The following is a 21,230-nucleotide window of genomic DNA, read 5'->3' on the forward strand; positions in this document are numbered from 1 at the left end:
AGCTACAGTAATTATTTATAGCTACAGTAATTATGAATAGCTATCTTTCCCGTATTTGATAAAATGTACGTTTCAAAATGTTTTACGCGATTCTCGTGAACTTTATACTAATACCAACCAGACAATTGTAGATAGCACCTGTTTTCGCCACCTTGTCCATTCCACCACTTAGCTAAAGAAACTCTTATTATAGTACCTGCTGGTATTATGGAAATAGGTGGAACAACTCCTTTGTATTTAATTTTTTTGTTTGTTCTAAATAGAGGTCTTTGGTAAATGTAGTATTGACTTCCATCCCAATGCAAATCTTGATTACATATCCAGAAACCGACACTATTATTTGGCAAATTGTTTGGATTATTAAGATAACCACTACCGTTTGTCCAACTTAATCTTCCTCCATATAACACATTAAAATCTCCATTCCAAATTAAACAATTTTGAATAATATAATTAACAAGGTTAGGTATATTTCGAACAAGACCATTATTTCTATATATCCATACATCTTCTACATGTGGTGGTAAAGATGGTCTGTTGTAATAATCCAAATCCCAAATTTGACCTATTTGATAGGGAGCATTTAAAGGCTGATAGGTTCCTATTGTAGTCATTAGTCTAACAAACCTATTAGTTGCTATTTCTATACCACCAATACAAAAATTTTTTCCCCAAAGTGTTTTTGATGTTATAAGTACTTCCAATATTAGATATTTTTAATATTGTACTTGAAATCATTATTCAATTTGTCTGCAACTATTGACCTGTGACATGCATTGTGTGATTCTTCAACGCAAAACAATACTACATTATTTGAGCTTGATTTTTTTAGTTCGTATAAAAAATCATTAAAGTTAAAATAATTAAGAATCTGTTTTTTATACTCTTTAATAAATACCTGTCCTAATGTTTTTCTATCTCTTTTTAGCTCCTGATTATTTAAGTCCGCTAACTTTTGTAACTCTCTAATTTCTTTTGTTGGTGCTAAATCTAGGAAATGAAAATATTTTATTCCTAAATCGCTTAATTTATTTTGAAGCCTTTTACTATTAACAAAAGAATATTTTGAACCTCTTACACCACGCCTTTGACGAATATCACAAAATGTATCTATATTATTATTTAGTAGTTTATCAAAAAATTCTTTTTCAGTGGAATTATAGACGCCAATAGTGTGAAAGTTCATATAGTATTTTAAATATAAGTTTTTCTAGATGTTAAGCCATTTTCACCAAATAAATTTTCAATATTTTTTCCTTTAGTAAGCTCATCTATTACTACTTTTTGTTCTTTTATTTTATTTGGTACAATGTGTTTAATAGAAATATTATGCTTTAACAATTCTTGTCCAATTAGTTTACTTCTATGACATTCACTAGGATTCGATTCACTGCACATTAGAGCAATTTTCATATTTTCTTCATTTGCTTCAACTAAAACTTTAATTGCTTCTTGAAAAAATTTTTTTGTTGCTATTTTAGAATAATCAACTTTACCATTTGTATAACAAGTTTGATCTTTTGGTAATCCACCTAATTGCTCACCTGCATAAATATAAGTTATAGAATGTTCTTTTAAATCCTCTTGTAAGAGAGGTCTATTAAATTGTGGGTTAAATTTTGATAATGGAGACGACCTAACATCAAATAAATATTCAATATCATATTTAATTAATTCATCAATGAATGAATCAATTTTTTTATTTCCATGACCTATAGAATATATTGTACTCATCATATCTCAAAGTTAAGATTTAAACTTTGTATATCAAAACTCATTCCACACATATTGTACTTCCCTCCTACGTCGTCGCATAAAGAGTGTTTACTCGCACACGCTATTTTAATAAATAGGTGCTCGTAAACCCTTCGGGTTTCATTAACATCGTAAAGAAACTTTTGAAATAAAATTTTATAAAGAAATTGAGTCTAAACTTTAGCTTTTATCCAAAGCTCAAGTTACATAACGCGAGAACATTATAACACAAAAGTAATATGTGTGAAATATAGCGGATAGAAACTTAAAATCCTATTCTGTGATTTATATCAACAATAATTATGTAACAGCTTTTTTAAGTGCTATAGAAATTATATTTAAGGTATTTGATATAAGGCTTGATCAAGACTATTTAAAATCAATGTTTATGTATAGGAATGTTAATGTAACTATCATTATACCACCTAATTGTTAAAGGTTCTTTAGCATCTTTAATGGTTTCGTTGCTTACGTCTTTTCCAGTACCATAGTTTATTTGTGAAAAAGGATGTTTTACTCCATTAACAAGAACAACTATTCGACTTCCTTTTTTTAGCATCTTACTTGTCATTCTAAAATTACTAATAGGTATTGCGGTCTTTTCATTTGGTGCTAACAAGTTTCTGTTTTCAATGTCTTTAGACATACTTGCTCTGGTTGTAAATGGCAGTGTTAAACTAAAAAAGTGGCCATCAGCGGTTTGTTCATAAAGCAACACATTACAATCAAAATCCTTTTTATTGATAGACAGATTTAAAACGCCACTTATCGCTCCTGTAAGCTCTGTATCTTCTTCAAAGGGTTCTGTTGCAAACGAGAAGCCTTGACCTACCGTTAAGGTATTTGATACAAGGTTACGATTACCACTTAAATTCCAAGAGAATTGACTACGATCAGACATATCAATTGTTTGTTCAATATAACTTGAGGCATCAGCAGTGTGAGCTAAACTAAAGTGTTCATTGACACCTAGATTTCCTGTGTCATAAGTCGACTTAAACGCTACACCAGAACGTTGCTGACTTAAATACACCTTTAAAGTATCTGTAGCTATTTTATCTAATGAAGCTGCATGTTTCCAAGTATTGGTGCCCATGACTTGATAATTGATTTTATCCTTTAACAAAGCAGGTTTATTGGCACCTTTAAAAATGTAATCAAACCATTGAAAGATGAGGGCTTTAATATCTATTTGAGCTACTGGGTCTATATCATAACCTAGAATGTGTTTTTCTGGATGTTCTTGCGCTCCAAAATGTGAATAAGGTCCTATTAAAAGGTACTGCTCAGCATTGGTATGGTATTGATAATGGGATTTTAAATAGTGCATTGTTCCAAATTGTCCACCATCATAATACCCTGTAGTACTTAAGATAGGTATATCTATTTTAGCAAAATCTGTTTTGTTATACAGAGTCATACCTTTCCAGTAATTGTCAAATGTTGGATGTTTTAATTTTTCATTGAATCCTGGATTTGGAAGACCATCTAAACTATCTAAACGTTTATAAGCAACACCTTTTTTATACCAATTTAAATATAACTCATTCCAGCGTTTACCATTATAATACGAAGTGGTATCGAGGGTTTTGTTATTGGTTACATAATGCCACCAAGGATAATGAAAGTTAAAATAAACACCATTTTCCATAGGTTCAGCAATACCAGGAGCCGCAGCTACTGAAGGTACAATAGTTTTTAAAGCTGGATGTACTTTTTCTTTCATTGAAGCCCACTGTACAAAGCCAGCATAACTACCACCATACATACCCACTTTGCCATTGCTCCACTCTTGCTTTGCAATCCAATCAATAACATCATAAACATCGTTACCCTCATGTACATAAGGTGTTATTGTATTTGGACTTAAATGTTTTCCTCGAGTGTATGACACCACACCTACATAGCCTTTATCGGCTGCTTCATAAGCTCTATTGATATCATCTTTACGCGTATATATGGTATGGAATAGTATGGTTGGTTGTGGTTTTGTTTCTGCTTTACTCCTAACAATTATAGCAGATATTTTTGCACCATCTCTAGTGGTGATTAGTACAGAGTCTTGTACCAAATATGCTTTACCTTCTCTATTTACGGTTCTAGGTTCTTGTTGCGCTTCGGTTATTGAATTACAAGCAACCAACACTAATAGCAGTAAAAAAATTATGCCCTTTAATAGTTTAAATACTCTCATTTAATTGTATTGGTTTTATTTTGAATACTCAATTAACTCTTCGGTATAAGAAAAACCGTCTTGTACTTGGGTCATTTTTATAAAGTTCTTGATTTTTGGAGCATACAACCATACTTCATCTGTTTTGGCACTATAGCCTCTTGAATTAGAAATGGTTCCTTTATAGGTTATGGTGTAAGCCATAAATGTTCCTGCTCCCACTGTTTCTTCTTTAAAGGATAATACTTCTACATCCTGACTTTGTTTTCCTGTAGTACCATCTTGACTAGTCCAGTCTTTTTCATAGGTCCATGTTTTACCAACTTCCAAAGGCCATTTATATCTTGGTGTTTCACTGTCTTCAGGCTTTACAATATCAGAGACTAAAACGGTATCCTTATCTATAGTCATTCCTAATTCACCATTAAAATTAACAATGGCTCTAGTATCTGTTCCATCAGATCGTACTTCGCCTTCATCAGTAACGCCTTTGTATTTCCATACCCATTTTTCTCCCAAGTTATAATCAGATAGTACAGGTTGATTAGTGACTGTTGTTTCTGGATTGTTTTTGCAAGATGTTAGAAGCAATACTATTATAGCTACTACTAATTTTACCAAAAATTTTTGAACTGTAAAAGATTTCATAATGTTCGTTTTTAATGATTTACAATACAAATTAAGGGCAGGTTTTACATTTATAAAACAAAAAGTACAGGAGCGTAACATAACAGCATTGAACGTCAAAAATTGGCGTCATTTATATTTAAAGACTATTCCAATTCCTAAACTTAACAGATTGACGACTAGACACATCGATTGTTTCTCCCGAAGTTAATTTAATTTGCAATCTATTATTAAAGTGCGGATAAATCTCCTGTATATAGTGTATGTTAATAATTTGACTTCTATTGGCTCTAAAAAATACGTTAGGGTCTAATTTTTCTTCTAAAAGATTTAATGAACGTTTAATCATTGCTTTTTGAGTTCCAAAATATAAACGTGCGTAATTTTCGAGCGATTCAATGTAGCGAATATCAGACAGAGGAATAAAATGACACTGTTCACCATCTTTGATAAAAATTTTGCGATGCATTGGGAATACCTCAGGAGTGGTCTTTCTTTTCTTAAAAAGTTCTTGTTTTACCTTTTCTATAGTTTTAGCAAAACGTTCTTCGCGCAAGGGTTTCACCAAATAATCTAAAGCGTTCAATTCAAAGGCTTTTACTGCATACTGATCATAAGCTGTAGTAAACACAACCTCTGGCACAGTTCCAATTTCTTCTAATAAATCAAAACCAGACTTTTCAGGCATATGAATGTCTAAGAAAATAATGTCTGGTGCTTCAGTCTCAATAATTTGGATGGCTTCATCTACATGCGATGCCTCTCCAACAACCTGAAACTCTTTGTGTGGCTTTAAAGTACGCTTTAACTCTTCTCTCGCTAAACGCTCATCGTCTATTATAATGGTTTTAAATGTCTTCATTGGTTGTTAAAGGTAAAATTATCTTAGCCTCTACTGTATTTGCGTCAATTTCTGTTAAGTGAAATGAAGCTTTGGTTTTATATTGAATTTCTAATCGTTCTTTTAAATTTTTAAGGCCTACACCTTTAGAATGCTTTGAAGTTATTTTACCTGGGTTTTGTACGCTAATTATAATCTGTTCTTCATTTTTTACAATCACTAAATTAATAACGCCTCCCTTAATTAGCTTATCTATGCCATGTTTAATAGCATTTTCTATTAATAACTGAATACTTAATGTTGGTATTTTAACTTGCTCTAAACTATCGTCTAAAGTGCTATGTAATGATAAACGCTCTTCAAATCGTAACTTTTCTAATTCAATATAATCATTTACTAAGGCTAACTCATCCTTTATTGAAATTAAATCTTTATCCTTTTCATATAAAGATGAACGTAACAAATCTGATAATAGGTCTATAGCTCTTCTTGCTTTACTTGGATTTTCTTCTATTAGTGACTTGATTGAGTTTAATGAATTAAATAAAAAATGTGGATTTAATTGAGCTGATAAATTATCTAATTGAATTTGTTTTGAAAGAATAGACAGTTGTGCATTTTCTCTAGCAGTAGCAACCTCTTTTTGGTAATAATGGTATAAGTGATATGCTAAAATCCATATTGACATCAAACGTAAACCAGTAAGTAAAATCGGGTCCCAATACACAAGAGCTGTCCAAAACTCTTTATGCTCTCCTGCAATGACAGTCCAATAAAGATACCATTTAATATTGTTTAGCAACACATATAATACTGACAATATAATAATGCTTGGTACTACTCTATAAAGTAATTTTTTAAGAGGCAGTTGATTCCATTGTTTATGTAAAGCAAAGCGCCTGTAACAATGCGTTAAAAATATACCAATAGCAATATCTAACACATAATTCAACAAGGTGTAAAACGCTCCGTAGTTATCGCGTGTATACACAGTATATGCCCAATAGATAGAAACAATACTCCATCCTAACAATTGACATGTCCAATAAAGGGATGCTTTACTCTTATTATATACTTTATGACTAGTACTCATTTGTTAACAAAAAAAGGAAATACTTTTAAATAGTAAAAATAAAAGTACAGGAACGTAATTTACAAGGTTTAAGCGTATCATTGAAAATTAAATATTCAAAACACATGCTTTCCGTTTATTGATATTGTTGCGCTGTACTCTTACTTGTTTACCCTTTTTCATAAGCACAAGATGACAAGATAGACATTTGATTACTTTATTGTAGTATGTTAAATTTAAATTAAATAACTAGACTTGGGAAACAAAATGATAGTAATACTGTTATATTTGCAAGTAATAATTGTAAATTATGAATAACTTACTATCAAATATTAAAATTGAAGTCCCTTCAGGCACCTATTTAAAGGATCCTGAATCCTCTACTTTAGGTAAAAAAATACTCACTCACAGTATTATTTTAATTGATGAGATGGGATTTGAGAGTTTCAACTTTAAAAAGTTAGGTGCTGCTATACAGTCCAACGAAAGCTCTATATACCGCTATTTTGAAAGCAAGCATAAGCTGTTAGTGTATTTAACCTCTTGGTATTGGGGCTGGTTAGAGTATCAATTGGTTATTGAAACCTATAGCCTTACTTCTATTGAGGATAAGCTAAAAAAAGCGATTGAAGTTTTAACACGTACTACAAAAAACGACAATACCTATACGCATATTAATGAGGTATTGCTAAACACTATCGTTATTAACGAAAACTCAAAATCATACCTTACCAAAGATGTTGACGACGATAACAAAGAAGGGTTTTTTATGCCTTATAAACGTGTGGTGAAACGTTTTTCTGAACTCATTTCAGAGTATCAACCAGACTACGACTATCCGTTAAGTTTAGCAAGTACTGTAATACAAGGCGCATTACACCAACAGTTTGTTAAAGATCATTTTAAAACTATTAGCAATTTTAACAAACAGCACACGCCTACTCAATTTTTTACTGACCTCGTTTTAAACGCTTTAACATATGGCAAATAACAGTTTAACGCCTTGGCAACGCTTTATTGGATTATTAGAGTTAGAAAAAAAGGACATCTTTCAAATTTCGTATTACGCTATTTTTGAAGGTATTGTTGCTTTATCATTACCTCTAGGTATACAAGTTATTATAAACTTATTACAAGGCGCACAGGTTTCGGCATCGTGGGTGGTCTTGATTATTTTAGTAACTACAGGAGTTGCTTTTACTGGTATTTTAAAATTGATGCAATTGCGTATTATAGAAACCATACAGCAACGTATATTTACCAGAGCTTCTTTGGAGTTAAGTTATCGCTTTCCTAAAATAAAAATGAACGAATTGCGTAGGTATTACCTACCAGAGTTAGCCAATAGGTTTTTTGATACGCTTACGATACAAAAAGAACTGTCTAAAATTTTAATTGATGTGCCTTCGGCATTATTGCAAATTATTTTTGCGCTTATCTTATTATCGTTTTACCATCCGTTTTTTATTGTATTTGGGTTATTACTCATCCTATTAGTGTACATCGTGTTTAAGTACACTGCCAAAAAAGGCTTGGAAACAAGCTTAAAAGAATCTAAGCACAAGTATAGGGTTGCACACTGGTTACAAGAAGTATCGAGAGCTGTAATAAGCTTTAAACTTTCAGGGAATACGAATCTTGCAATGCAAAAAAGTGATGCACTCGTTAATGATTATCTAAAATCTAGAGAAAGTCATTTTAAGATTTTGATACTTCAGTTTATACAAATGATAGGATTTAAAGTACTTGTAACAGCTGGGTTGTTGCTTATTGGTGGATTTTTAGTACTTGATCAACGTATGAATATAGGACAGTTTGTAGCTGCCGAAATTATCATCATCCTAGTGATTAACTCAGTTGAGAAATTAATATTAGGACTTGGGTCTTTTTACGATGTCTTGACGAGTATAGAAAAACTAGGACAAGTTATAGACAAACCTATTGAAGCGCAAACAGGAGAAGTTGTAAAGTCTGGAAACAACTTAAATATTGAACTTAAGAATGTGTTTTACGAAGTAAAAGAGCGTAACACTCCTATTTTAAAAGATATAAATTTAACCATCGCACCAAAAGACAAAATACTCATTAAAGGCGAAAGTGGTGCTGGTAAGTCTAGTTTGCTACAACTTATTACAGGTGTTATCATGCCAACATCAGGATATATTTATGTGAATGACCTATCTATGGAAAGTTTATATATTAATAACTATAGAGCTCAGTTAGGCTTATCATTATCTACAGAAACACCTTTTGAAGGTACCATTCGAGAAAACATCACTTTTGGAAATCCAACTATTAGTGATGATGCCATTTATGATGTTTTTGCTCAAATAGGTCTTACCGAATTTTTACAGCAGCAACCAAAAGGATTAAATACTATACTAAAGCCTGAAGGTAAACAGATAGCTTATACCACAGCAAAGAAAATAGTACTAGCTAGAGCTATTGTTAAAAAGCCTAAGGTATTGATACTAGAAGATCCTTTAGATCAATTTAAGAAAGCAGAATCTAAACAAATTATAGACTTTTTAATATCAGAAAGCCAAACATGGAGTCTTGTAGTCATTAGCAATAATGATTATTGGAGCTCAAAGTGCAACAAACAAATTACCCTTAAAAAAGGTGAAATTATAAACGTTAAATCTTAGTGTATGTTAAACATTTCAAAGAATAGTGTTTCAGAATATGTAGACCTAACCAAGTTTAAGTCTTGCCAAGAGATTTTTCATAAAGAATACCACAAGCGATTTAAAAGCTTTTTAATGGTATTTACTGTGATAATGATTATGATATTATTTTTACCTTGGACACAAAACATTACTAGTTCAGGTAATGTAACTACACTTAAACCAAACCAGCGACCACAAACCATTCAATCGCAAATACCTGGACGTATAGAACAATGGTTTGTACAAGAAGGCGACTTTGTAACCGCAGGTGATACTATACTGCGAATATCTGAAGTAAAAAGTGAGTATTTTGATGCACAACTTGCTGAACGTACTAACGTGCAGCTTAACGCAAAATCATCGTCAGTAGACGCTTATAAAAACAAGATTAATGCGTTAAACAATCAAATTTCTGCATTACAACGTGAACGTACCTTAAAACTTGAGCAAGCACAAAACAAGTTAAAGCAAGCCTATTTAAAAGTAAAGACAGATAGTATTGACCTTGAAGCCTTAAAAATTAAAGCAGCTATTGCCAACACTCAATTTGAGCGAACATCTAGTTTACAAACCGAAGGTTTAAAGGCTGTAAAAGATGTTGAAGATGCCAGAAACAAATTGCAAGAAGCTAGTGCTAAGTTGGTTTCAGCAGAGAATAAGTTTTTAGTTGCAAAGAATGAAGTTATCAATAGTCAGTTAGACATTTCAACATTACAAGCCACTTATGCTGATAAGATTTCAAAAGCGCAAAGCGATTTATACGCTACACAATCTAGCGCTTATGATACCGAAGTTCAGGTTTCAAAACTAGAAACCGATTTGGCAAACTACACCAAACGTAACAGTTTACTTTATGTAACTGCACCACAAGACGGTTACATTAACAAAGCTATAAAATCTGGTATTGGTGAAACCTTTAAAGAAGGCGAACAACTTGTAAGCATTATGCCTTCTAATTATGAATTGGCTGTTGAGATGTATGTAAGACCAATAGATTTGCCACTTATTCATGTGGGCGAAGATGTACGCGTACAGTTTGATGGTTGGCCTGCAATTGTATTTAGCGGTTGGCCTAATGTATCGTATGGTACTTATGGTGCAAAAATTATAGCGATTGAAAACTTTATAAGTAACAATGGAATGTATCGTGTTTTACTTGCTCCTAACAAAGAAGATGTTGAATGGCCAAAAGACATTAGAGTAGGTTCAGGAGCTCGAACTATTGCGTTACTGGACAATGTGCCAATATGGTTTGAAATATGGAGGCAAATTAACAGCTTCCCTCCTAACTTCTATCAACCAGAACAAGCCACAACTAAATAAAAACAGATTATTGTAATATGAAAACAGTATTAAATTATTTGTTGGCACTCATGTGTTTTAATGGATTTGCGCAAGAATCGTTAACTACATTAACCCTTGAAGAGTATTTAGGATACGTAAAAAAATACCATCCTGTGGTTAAGCAAACTCAATTACTGGTTAGCGAAGGTGAAGCAAAATTGTTAAAGTCTAGAGGTGCTTTTGACCCTAAAATTGAAGTTGATTTTGACAGAAAAAAGTTTAGCGAAACTACTTATTACAATAAGCTCAACACTACGTTTAAACTTCCAACATGGTATGGTGTAGAACTAAAAGCTAACTTTGAAAACAACGATGGCACATATCTCAATCCTGAGTTACAAACTCCTGATGATGGTTTATACAGCACAGGTGTTTCGGTATCTTTAGCCAAAGGACTGTTTATGAATGAGCGTATGGCAACGTTAAAGCAAGCAAAACTGTTTACTCAGCAAGCACAAGCCAACCAGCAATTGTTGGTCAACGATGTTATTTATAATGCTTTAGTAACCTATTACAATTGGCTTAAAAACTACCAATCATTAAAAACCTATGAAGGTTACACTCAGAATGCTAAAACACGATTAGATATTATAAAAAAGAGTTACCTAGCAGGAGACAAACCAGCTATTGACACCTTAGAAGCAAGTATTAATTTAAAAAACAGAATGGTTGATTTAGAGAAAGCTAAAATAGGCTATATCAAATCTAAGCTTGAGCTTTCAAACTATTTGTGGATTGATAACAACATACCTTTAGAGCTTGAAGAAGCCATTATACCAGACTTAAACACTATTAGCATCATTGATCAGGTTTTGAACAGTTCACTTTTAAACAGTGATGCTATTGACATTACTAATCACCCAAAACTAAAAGCACTACAAGTAAAAAAAGATATTTTAACTATAGATAAAAAACTAAAAACAAACAATCTACTTCCTACTGTTAACTTACAGTATAATTTTTTAACGACGGACTATGACAATTTAAACTCGTTAAACACTGCTAATTACAAAAGTGGGTTGCAAATTAATTTTCCTTTGTTTTTGCGAAAAGAACGAGGCGATTTAAAACTAGCACAAATAAAGCTACAAGACATTAACTTTGAACTTGCTACTACCGAAGTAACTTTAAAAAATAAGATTAACTCCAACTTACAAGAAATAGAATCTTATAACAACCAGCACATCATACTACTTGATTTGGTTGAAGATTACAAAGCCCTTATACAAGGTGAAGAACGCAAATTTGAAATTGGTGAAGGCTCTTTGTTTTTGGTAAATTACAGAGAGGTAAAACTTATTGAAAATGAATTAAAACGAATTGATGCCGAATACCAGTTACTAAGTAGTAAGTCTAATTTATCAAGAACTATCAATACACTGTTTTAATACCAAGTCTTAAATATTGCTTGTATTAGTAAAGAATATTTTTACGCGCTCTTCTTGCAAAAGTACATTAGTATATTCGTCTACAGTTTCAGAAGTTAATTGAGGACTTTTAATTTGTAATGACCTCAATGTACCATCTTTTTGTGGCGCTATAAGAATGGTGTTTCCAAAATTTAAGTCAAATAATCGTGTGTTTATAATAGCATAGCTATTGCTTTCAACAGTATCAAATGCAACGTAATCTATTCTATTTTCTTTAGTTTTCACAAAACCCTGCGCAACATAATCTGGATGGTTTCTAGAAATACCTATATTTTTGTTCAGGTTATAATTTATGGTATCTAAAGTATCAGTTAGTACCAACAATTGAAAAAACACTTCATTATTTTTACCTTTTAGTCGCTTTTTGTTTATTTCGTTATCAGCTACAAAAAAACTATTCATGATAACCGTTTTATCGCCTATTTGATAGTTTTCGCCTTTACTACCCAATCCTTTAAAGCTGTCTTTTCCTAAAAGGTCATATTTTGGCACAGGAAAAACTCCAATCTCAAACGGACCAAAATCACCAATACCAATCATTTGCTTGTCAGTTTCAAGCATTTTAATATCCCATGTTGTTGAATCGTTTCGGTTGGTAAGGTATTGTTCTCTTTTTTGTTGGTTCCAAGTTGAATCACTTTCTATTGAATTTGAAGACCTATGGCTTCTATCACAGCTAACAACACACAGAAATAGAATGACAACTAAATTTTTCATGTATTCAGAGTTTAATTGCAAGATTAATCTGCCCAATTAATAGCATTGGTTTTATCAAGATAAATAATAGCATCAAAAGCGCTTCCAAATGCTTTAGATTCTGTTTCAGAACTTCTAGCACGTGCTCCTGCTCCACTCATTGACATCAATGGCGAATTAAGAGTATACGCTAAATCTTTGTTTGCTCTTGCTGCTCTAAAGTTTAGGAAAGTGTTAGGGGTTCCAAAGTTTTTTAGACATTGTGTAAATGTATCTTCAACTACTTTATCAATTGTAATTGTTTTAAAACGCCAATCGTTTGTTTTATTGGCATCATTAGGATATGCTATAAAAGTACCTACACCAAAATCGGTAGCTATGTTAAAGTAATAATCGCCATACAGTTTTCTTAACTGGTGACCTGTAACATCTACAATACCATTATCTACCCAATCACCTACATGCGCATTATGTGCCCAATACATTGCTTTTTTATTATGGTTATAATAATTCATAATCCACAGTATGTTTTCACCCATGTAAATATCTCTAAAATCGGATTTTCTCTGTTCGTTATTTTGATTGATGGTAGTGGCAAACTGACCAAGTATTTCCACTAGATGAAAGTTTAAGTTGAATTCTTCTTCTGAAGACTTGCTTTTAAAGTTCTCATTGTTTTCAACAAAGTGTTGTTTTAAATTTGCATACGCCATGAAATACATTGTTTTTTCCTGTTCATTAAACGCTTGCCAAAGGTGTTTTTCAAACCCTTCTACTTTATAATCAGAACCTACTTTTAAAAGGTATTCTTTAATTTTATTCACTTCTGAAGCTACGTACTGCATCTCACAACCGTATAGATACAATTTATCTTCATTATTTTGATTGTAGGTTCGCATCCAATCCATTAACTGATAAAACTCTTTGGTTCTATACCTCCAAGATGAATTGTACTGATTTAGGATAGTTTTTAAATCGTCTCTTTTTCCTTGTACATAATCATTGAGATACAAGCCTTCACCAAAACCGGTTTCGATAATCAGTATTTTAAAATCGTGTTGTTCAGAAAGGTATTTCATTAACTCTTGAGCTAGTAAGGTGAACTCAGCTGTTCCATGAGTATCTTCACCATAACCCACAATTCTTATATCGTTGAGTACATTGTCTAGAAATGAAAACTCACTAGCTTGAACAGACTTAAAGCCTGTGGTGTATTGTTCCAATTCGGTATGGCATTGTGCAAGACTTATTTTTGTTGCCAGCACAAAAGCAAGCAGAAAAATGTAGTTTTTCATAGTTTATCTTGTTTTAAACTCTATTAAATAAGGCTTTAACGGTCTGTTGTCTGGAGTCCTAAAATTATTTGTTATAAAAATTTGATAGGTTTTGTTAGGTTCTAACTCCACAGGAATTGTCCAAGACCTGTTGTCTTCAGCCCATGTTCTTCCATTTAAAGTTCCTTTTGGGAATGCTTCTCTTCCTAAGTTACCCAAATCCACACTTGTATGATAGCCATTTAAAGCTTCAGAAAATTTTATAGTTATGGCTTTTGTACTTGGGTTTACATTTTGACTTTTATTTTCAAATTGTTCAATACCTATAACGGTTGGTCTTTTGCTTTCAAAGCTTTGCTCCAATTCATTTAGAGACGTTGAAAAATAATTTGCTTTTTGGACGAATGTTTCAATTATAGATTCGTTTTCATAATCTAATTCAATCATAGACTTTATAGCAGCTTGCTTATCTTTTGCTTGATTGTAATAGTTCTCACAAATTTGATACCCTACATAATAGCCTAAATCTCGCATACCAAATTCGTTAGCCTCATTACTATTTAACCATTTGCCAAAGTTAGCGACATAAAACATTTCGTCTTCAAACACTTCTCTAATACGTTCTGCGTTGTTTTTTCCGAATTCTATTTGCGGATTTGGTGATGGCTGATTGAGTGCTTGTACTGTTACAAACTCTGCAACACCTTCATAAATCACTGAAGATAATAAATTATTAACTCTCGGTTTTTGTTGGGTATGTACAAACTCGTGGATGTTTAAAAACACCAAGTTTTTATTGGGATTGGTAGCGAAATAGGTTTTTAAATGTGATATGTTTTCAGGAAACTCGCTTGTATCTGTTTTAGGATTACTCATTGCTAGTTCTGCACCAATAAGCACCAAACTGTCTATTGTAGTTCCTGGTGTACGGAAAGTTCCAATTGTAAAATATATTTTGGCTGGTTTTAGTTCTGGATATAATGTTTTTAGTTTTTCAATTCCAACTTGTAATTTTGAACTGACTTTAGGAGCCTCTAATGTGTTCTCTCTTATTGAATTCCAAAATTTAGGATAGTTGTTGATAGCCTCAATATAATCTTGTGCTGTATAATTTCTTACTTGTCTAACACCTTCTAACCCTACAGTTCCTTTCTTGAAATATAAGCTATCTAAATAGTTATATTGTAATACTGAATCTTGAGTTGCGACGATATGATCATAGGCATTCCAAAAGTTTATAACATCAGAAGTAATGACGTTGTTGCTTTGCGGATTTTCTTTTTCAGGATTTTTACAAGCTATTGCAATAAATACTAAAAAGAATAATAGAATTGATTGATGCTTCATTTTATTTCTTTATGATTAACAAGCTTTTAGAATAACAACTCATAAAACCTAATTTTATGATATTGTGAATTATTTCTCTGGTTTAATATTCCCTTCTTCATCAATTTCAAAACGCTCTATAGACACTTCTTTCTCTTCGAGCCATAAGGTATATGTTCTTTCAATAGTATGGTTTTCAATTTTTGAGGTTATTCTTGCAATTCCTTCAGCAGTTTCATCATAAGCTACAACTTCATAGTCGATAACATCGCCATTAAGATTATAGTTAATCAATACAGACTCCATTTCATTATTGCCTTTACGAACTGTTATTACAGCTGTATGAAAGTTATTAGACATTTCAATTTTGTATGAGGCTATCGCATTGAAATTATAACCTTCTTTGTAAAAGTTTGGATAAACATCTATTAATTTAAAACCTTTTACATCAATTACTTTATAATCATCTTCATCAATAAAATCATCAAAATTTGTGCTATCTGTTATTGGTAGCGTTCTGGTTTTAGTATTGGTAATTAGTGTATCAAAGTTTACTGTGTTTTCTTCTGCAATGACTTTTATAGCTTCATATGATTCATTATTAAATTTTAAAACATACTGCTGTTCACTTTTTCTTTTCTCGATTGGATTACACTCCTCGTTTTCATCCTTGGCATAATTAATTTGTGTTATGGTTTGTAAGACAGTTATATTGTAATACCCATTTGTTGTTACATCGCTTATGGATAGTTCATTTTTTTCTTTAACTATATCAGCATAACAGTCACTAAAATTGACATTTACCTCTCCTGAACTTTCGTAAGTTGTAAAATTGTCTAATAGCTTTTGCAGAGTATGATTTTTCTTAGCGTATAAAGATACTATTGAGGTACTGTAAGGATTAGGTTGAGAATTATTTCTAAACTTGACCATGATTCCAAAGGCAGTAACGGAATCGTTAAGTTTATATTCTGAATCTTCTATCGCAATGTCTTCAATAAATACTGCATCGGAAATCCAACCGTTGGTTTTAGAACTTTCAAAATACTTGTGTTTGATGTTTTCCGTAGTAGTATTAGCTATAACAATATGACTGTTGAGCTCATAAATATCTTCTTCTTCATTTACTATTTCAGGAATAATTATAATTATTTCATCTGAATTACTTGGGAATACTTTAGATACAATAGTTCCTAATTTGATTTCGTCTCGATCTAAATGAAGTGTTTTAACAACAGAATTTATAATTTCCTCCTGAGATAATGCAGTCTCTTCTGTTGTTTTTGCTTTTGGTTCTTTTATGTTTTGAGCACAAGAGCTTAATAGGCACAGAAATAAAACGTAAACGATTTTCATAATTTGCAATGTTAAATCCCTTAAAGTTATTCTATTAACGCTAAAAGTAAGCTTTAAGGTATCATTTATAGTAATTCAATGCGATTATAAAAAAGAAATGAGCAGTAATTAACCCAAATATTACTGCTCAATCTTGCAACAAACTAAAGCACTACAACACAATCCATAAAATAATAGCAGTGTAGAATATTAGTAAAAACAATTCTAATTTATATTCTTCTAATAGTTTAACCATGTTTAAATATGCAGTTTTTTACTAGGTAATTTAATTAACAAATAAAAACATTCCCACAGCCATCGGTAGTTCCTGTTAAAATTTGAGAAGGTGCTTGCCCTGTAAGAGGTCCTGCCCATGGCCATCCCCAAAATTTAAATTGGTAATCTGTACAGGGAGATAAAATCCAATTTGTATTCATGCCTTGAGAGACAGTATCTTCATCAATTAAAATTGTTCCTGATGCATCCCATACCTGATAATAAAATTGTTGATTTGATGGTAAAGCAAAAAGCGTCATATCTACTTTAAAGCCATAGCCACAGCCTGTAATTGAGGCTACTGCAAATGGTGCCGCTTTTGGATTGCCTTGTCTAGTTCTTTGTTCTGATTGGCTATTTTGTTGCGTATTGGTATTGTATTCATTGCTAACATCTTCTGGAGCACATGAACACAGCATCAATAGACTTAAAATAGCTATTTTTTGGTTTAAGAATTTAGTTTTCATAATATAAGGTTTTCGGTTATTGAATGACATAAGACTCCAAGCGCTTTTCAATGAAGTGTTCAGATTGGGTTACAAAAGACATAGTACTTAACACCTCTCCTATCCCATCTTCTCTATAGATATGATCTAATGCATTAGCGATATTACCATTGAAATCTTTAAAATAGTAATGATTATCATAGCAGGTAAAACTGCCTGCGTTGGTTGTGATGTTATCCATGACATTAGATAGCGCCAAATGATACGAATAATCAAAATCTAAATTGAACATGAAATACTCATTATAATCGCTATTGTTGTATTTGATAAGTCCAACCTCGTCTATTAGAAATCCCAGAGAGTCTCTTAACGTGTAGTTTCTTTCGCCATTATCAGGAAAGTAAGGGTAAGTTCCATCATTACCTGTTACCACATGCTTAAAATTAAAGTAGGTATTATTATCAATTTCTACAGTCTCAGTAATATTAACCGTTTCGATTATTGTTGTGGGCAAAAAGGTGTTTGTGTCGTTATCTTTGAGGTAATAGACATACTCCCAAGTATTCCCTACCGTTAAGGCATAAAAATTGTCTGGTTGTTCATTTGGGTTTGTGTTGTCATCTGAACTACAAGCGTAACCCAGAATAAGCACACACAGAATTAACATTTTTCTTTTCATAGCATTTTATTTTAATTAAACATTTCGTTATAATTTTTGTTAGAACGTTAGTTTCTTTAGGACAGTTCCTATATTAAAATCTAGTTTTACAAAATAAATCCCTTTAGACAACTGAAACGTTTCTATCTTAGACTCATTTCCTTCTTTTACTTGATTACCAGATATATCATACATAGTATATTTATACAAGTGCGCGCCAGAATTGAGAGTATTTATCTCAATAGTGTTTGAGTTTTTACTGTAACGTAATTGCACACTATCAGACAATAAATAAGACTGATTATGTAACGTTGAGGATGACCAGTTAATATTGTCAATACCTAAGTTACCCAAATCGGCACAAGTAATTACTATTTTATCTACATCATCAAAAGCAGCATTGGGAGTAAAAATTGAATTCATTCCTCCAACCGAGAATGTTTGAGAGCCTGTTGATACATTGTTTTTAAAACCCTCAATTGTCAATTCGTAAGCGAAAACATAACATTGAAAAAAGTTATCAAATTGTATAGTTCCAAAATCAACTTCATTTCCACTTTGAGTCTCTATAGTCCAAGTTGTAGCAGGAAATGTTCCTGAACTCAAGTGACTTAAACCTGTATTACCACAACCAAAAGAATCTGTAGTTCTATACCTATGAGTTGTTGGTCCTCCAGTTACTCCACTAACAGTAAACACAAATGTTTCTCCGTTATTTGCTATCATGTATGGGTTTCCCAAAGCTTGACCATCAACACTACCTTGGTCATCAAAAGTAATGACTTGTGCCCAACTTATTGTAGACCCTAAGAATACACATAACAATGTTACTATTGCTTTCATAACGCCGATTAATTAATCATTACTTTTTTAATCAGCATTCCTTGATCAAAATCTAATGCAAGGATGTAAATACCTTTTGACATTGTACTCGTTGAAATTTCGGTACTTGCACCAGTATGTATTTTTGCTCCAGTAATAGTATATAGTGTATAACTATTCAACTGTAGGCTATTAGTTGAAGTTATAGTTAAGCTTTCAGGGTTTGTTATGATTTTCACAACATGTTGTAGTTGAAACTCATCAACACTTAAAGCGTCTTCGGTTACTGGATTAAAACCTGTCCACAATGCTCCTGGATCAGTCACATACGCTCCCATAGTACCAGGAGGTATATGTAGATGGATATTACTACGGTACGTTGCAAATGTATCATAAGTACCACCAGTAGTAATTGTTGGAGGTATTGTAGCAAGTACTGTTACATCGGTTAATGAAGAAATCCCAAAAGCATACTCTCCAATTGCAGTAACACTTGCAGGTATTGTAACATTTGTGAGTATTGACAATGAAGGATTCATTGCAAAAGCAAAATCACCTATACTTGTAACATTATTTCCAATAACTAAACTGGTCATATTATCACTGTATATAAAAGCATTGTCTCCTATAGAAATTACACTATCTGGAATAGTAAGACTTAGTATATCATTCTCGGAAAAAGCTGAATCACCTATAATTTCAATACTACTACCTAAACTTAAATTTGTGATGTTATTATTACCAAAAGCATAAATACTAATACTTGTCACACTGTTAGGAATAGTAAGACTCGTTAAACTATTGTGCCTAAAAGCCCAATTACCAATAATCTCAACATTACTTCCTAGTGTTAATGAACTAATGCTATTGTTATTAAAAGCTCCTTCACCTATAGAAATAACTGTATCTGGAATGGTTACGCTTGTTAATTGATTTTGAAGAAAAGAATTGTTACCTATTTCAGTAACAGTGTAGGTTTCACAACCTCTAGTAACCGTAGCAGGTATATTAACCACAGTACCACCTGTAGTATTATAATCGGTAGTTTTTACAGTATTATTTGTTGAAGAAGTTATTGCATATGTAATATGGTTTACAGTAAAATTTCCTGTTATTCCTTCCGCTACACTATTAAAACCTGTCCATGTTGCAGCTGCATAATCATTTGCTGTTCCTGTTGGTATGGTTAAGTCTATGTTGCTACGAGTGTTAAAAGAGTCGCCTGTACCTGTAATTATTGTAGGTGGTACTGTAGCTTCTACTGTTATACAGGTTAGCTGATTATTACTTTCAAATGCTCTCCAACCAATCGCTGTAATATTATCTGGAATATTAAGACTTGTAAATTGATTATTTTGAAAAGATTGTTCGGGAATACTTGTTAAACCACTTCCAAAGTCTATATTAGTTAACTGATTATTTAAAAATGAATAGTTCCCAATATTTAAGACATTATCGGGAATCACAACATTGACTAATTGATTTTGTCTAAAAGCTGATTGACCACAGCTAATAATATTATTCCCAATGATAATACTAGTTAACTGCTTATCAAAAAAACATGCTGAACCTACACTTGTTACATCAAATACAATGTTATTATAAGTGACAGTATCAGGAATAGTAACTACTGCACCTCCATTTGTATCATAATCTACAGTTTCAACATTGTTAGGTGAAAGTGAGGTAATTTCATAGGTTATAAAATTGTCTATAAAAGTATCTCCAACTGTCTGAGCGTAACTTATTGAAAACAATAGAGTTGCTATTAAAATAAGTAATTGTTTTTTCATGATTTAAGGTTTATAATTAATAACTATTTTTTTTAGTAATCCATTTTAATTAGGTTGCCATCTAAAGTGTAGAAAAAGCTAAATGCTGTTCCTCCATGTTCAGGCTCTAGCGTTACCAGATACTCTGCTTTAGAGACATCACCATTTTTAGGAAATTTTATAGACGCAATGCTTAATTTTGGGTTTTTAAGGTTTTTCATATCCTTTAGTTTTTGTGTAGACGTTTCTACCAAACCACCCAATTTTGTTAGGTTTATATTGTCCCCTAGTTGATACATATAATCGGTAGCTTTTGTGCCTTGAGGCACTTCAATTACAATATCAGAACTTTGTTTCCAGTTGTTTTGCACCACATTCCACTCTTCCATTTTCATGGATTCTGGATCTTGTGCAACAGTTACATTAATAGTATTACCAATTGTTTCATTGTGAATAACACTTAAGTTGGTATAGTATGCATCTTCACCAAATTTGCTTTTTAGCTCCTGCTCTATAGCACTAAAGCCTTTTGCAGTTGTAGGCTGTTGACTTAAATTATCGCTACATGCCATAAAAAGTAGTGTTGTAATACATACGATTACAACCTGCTTGTTTAATTTTGAAATCTTGTTTTTCATACACTTATAGTTTTAGGTAGTATAAATGTATGTTACGATGATTGTCTATGAAATAGGAAATGGATTTCTACTATTT

Annotated in this window: 20 protein-coding genes; 4 read left to right on the top strand and 16 right to left on the bottom strand. The window is 32.1% G+C overall.

Translation table 11 applies throughout. The annotated features are described in order from the left end of the window. Positions 1–107: 107 nt before the first annotated feature. The 7 genes from ABD011_RS10075 to ABD011_RS10105 form a co-directional block, all read right to left on the bottom strand. On the bottom strand, positions 108–704 hold the full coding sequence (locus ABD011_RS10075; RefSeq protein ID WP_343797958.1) for a dual OB domain-containing protein: 597 nt from the start codon (positions 702–704) through the stop codon (positions 108–110). A gap of 2 nt (positions 705–706) precedes the next feature. Next, positions 707–1,186: a DUF488 family protein, N3 subclade gene (locus ABD011_RS10080; RefSeq protein ID WP_343797960.1), complete on the bottom strand. Its 480-nt coding sequence runs from the start codon at positions 1,184–1,186 to the stop codon at positions 707–709. An 8-nt stretch (positions 1,187–1,194) separates the two neighbouring features. Next, complete coding sequence (locus tag ABD011_RS10085; RefSeq protein ID WP_343797962.1) at positions 1,195–1,737, bottom strand: DUF488 domain-containing protein; 543 nt, start codon at positions 1,735–1,737, stop codon at positions 1,195–1,197. Between the two features lie 397 nt (positions 1,738–2,134). Further along, positions 2,135–3,949 carry a CocE/NonD family hydrolase gene (locus ABD011_RS10090; protein WP_343797964.1) on the bottom strand — a complete coding sequence of 605 codons (1,815 nt, stop codon included), beginning with the start codon at positions 3,947–3,949 and terminating at the stop codon, positions 2,135–2,137. 15 nt (positions 3,950–3,964) lie between these two features. Beyond that, positions 3,965–4,576, bottom strand: a complete 612-nt coding sequence (locus ABD011_RS10095) for a hypothetical protein (protein ID WP_343797966.1) — start codon at positions 4,574–4,576, stop codon at positions 3,965–3,967. Between the two features lie 118 nt (positions 4,577–4,694). Further along, a complete protein-coding gene (locus ABD011_RS10100) occupies positions 4,695–5,417 on the bottom strand; it encodes a LytR/AlgR family response regulator transcription factor (protein WP_343797968.1) in 723 nt (240 codons plus the stop codon). Further along, entirely contained in the window at positions 5,404–6,489 is a 1,086-nt protein-coding gene (locus tag ABD011_RS10105; protein ID WP_343797970.1) for a sensor histidine kinase, read from the bottom strand. Before ABD011_RS10105 ends, ABD011_RS10100 begins: the two co-directional genes overlap by 14 nt. A gap of 289 nt (positions 6,490–6,778) precedes the next feature. Between ABD011_RS10105 and ABD011_RS10110 the strand changes: the two genes are divergently transcribed. The 4 genes from ABD011_RS10110 to ABD011_RS10125 are packed head-to-tail and all read left to right on the top strand — an operon-like array spanning position 6,779 to position 11,869. After that, the gene (locus ABD011_RS10110; protein ID WP_343797972.1) at positions 6,779–7,459 is read left to right on the top strand and encodes a TetR/AcrR family transcriptional regulator; all 681 of its coding nucleotides are present in this window, start codon (positions 6,779–6,781) and stop codon (positions 7,457–7,459) included. Further along, positions 7,449–9,116, top strand: a complete 1,668-nt coding sequence (locus ABD011_RS10115) for a peptidase domain-containing ABC transporter (RefSeq protein WP_343797974.1) — start codon at positions 7,449–7,451, stop codon at positions 9,114–9,116. The genes ABD011_RS10110 and ABD011_RS10115 overlap by 11 nt, the downstream gene beginning before the upstream one ends. Positions 9,117–9,119: 3 nt before the next feature. Beyond that, positions 9,120–10,460, top strand: a complete 1,341-nt coding sequence (locus tag ABD011_RS10120) for an HlyD family secretion protein (protein ID WP_134198954.1) — start codon at positions 9,120–9,122, stop codon at positions 10,458–10,460. 17 nt (positions 10,461–10,477) lie between these two features. Next, positions 10,478–11,869, top strand: a complete 1,392-nt coding sequence (locus ABD011_RS10125; protein WP_343797977.1) for a TolC family protein — start codon at positions 10,478–10,480, stop codon at positions 11,867–11,869. A gap of 9 nt (positions 11,870–11,878) precedes the next feature. Here ABD011_RS10125 and ABD011_RS10130 read toward each other — a convergent pair whose 3' ends face one another. The 9 genes from ABD011_RS10130 to ABD011_RS10170 all read right to left on the bottom strand — a co-directional run bounded on the left by ABD011_RS10130 (position 11,879) and on the right by ABD011_RS10170 (position 21,154). Then, positions 11,879–12,628 (bottom strand): hypothetical protein, encoded by a 750-nt coding sequence (locus ABD011_RS10130; RefSeq protein ID WP_343797979.1) that lies wholly within the window; start codon positions 12,626–12,628, stop codon positions 11,879–11,881. A gap of 23 nt (positions 12,629–12,651) precedes the next feature. Next, a complete protein-coding gene (locus ABD011_RS10135; protein WP_343797981.1) occupies positions 12,652–13,902 on the bottom strand; it encodes an erythromycin esterase family protein in 1,251 nt (416 codons plus the stop codon). A 3-nt stretch (positions 13,903–13,905) separates the two neighbouring features. After that, on the bottom strand, positions 13,906–15,228 hold the full coding sequence (locus ABD011_RS10140; RefSeq protein ID WP_343797983.1) for a gliding motility protein GldB-related protein: 1,323 nt from the start codon (positions 15,226–15,228) through the stop codon (positions 13,906–13,908). A gap of 69 nt (positions 15,229–15,297) precedes the next feature. After that, the gene (locus ABD011_RS10145; protein ID WP_343797985.1) at positions 15,298–16,563 is read right to left on the bottom strand and encodes a PA3715 family protein; all 1,266 of its coding nucleotides are present in this window, start codon (positions 16,561–16,563) and stop codon (positions 15,298–15,300) included. A 269-nt stretch (positions 16,564–16,832) separates the two neighbouring features. Beyond that, positions 16,833–17,285 carry a hypothetical protein gene (locus tag ABD011_RS10150; protein ID WP_343797987.1) on the bottom strand — a complete coding sequence of 151 codons (453 nt, stop codon included), beginning with the start codon at positions 17,283–17,285 and terminating at the stop codon, positions 16,833–16,835. A gap of 16 nt (positions 17,286–17,301) precedes the next feature. Then, positions 17,302–17,943 (bottom strand): hypothetical protein, encoded by a 642-nt coding sequence (locus ABD011_RS10155; protein WP_343797989.1) that lies wholly within the window; start codon positions 17,941–17,943, stop codon positions 17,302–17,304. 39 nt (positions 17,944–17,982) lie between these two features. Further along, the gene (locus ABD011_RS10160; RefSeq protein ID WP_343797991.1) at positions 17,983–18,765 is read right to left on the bottom strand and encodes a T9SS type A sorting domain-containing protein; all 783 of its coding nucleotides are present in this window, start codon (positions 18,763–18,765) and stop codon (positions 17,983–17,985) included. Between the two features lie 8 nt (positions 18,766–18,773). Further along, positions 18,774–20,537, bottom strand: a complete 1,764-nt coding sequence (locus ABD011_RS10165; RefSeq protein ID WP_343797993.1) for a leucine-rich repeat domain-containing protein — start codon at positions 20,535–20,537, stop codon at positions 18,774–18,776. Positions 20,538–20,569: 32 nt separating this feature from the next. Then, on the bottom strand, positions 20,570–21,154 hold the full coding sequence (locus ABD011_RS10170) for a hypothetical protein (RefSeq protein WP_131506693.1): 585 nt from the start codon (positions 21,152–21,154) through the stop codon (positions 20,570–20,572). Positions 21,155–21,230 lie beyond the last annotated feature (76 nt).

This window comes from Gaetbulibacter jejuensis, assembly GCF_039524015.1.
Taxonomy (GTDB): Bacteria; Bacteroidota; Bacteroidia; order Flavobacteriales; family Flavobacteriaceae; genus Gaetbulibacter_B; species Gaetbulibacter_B jejuensis.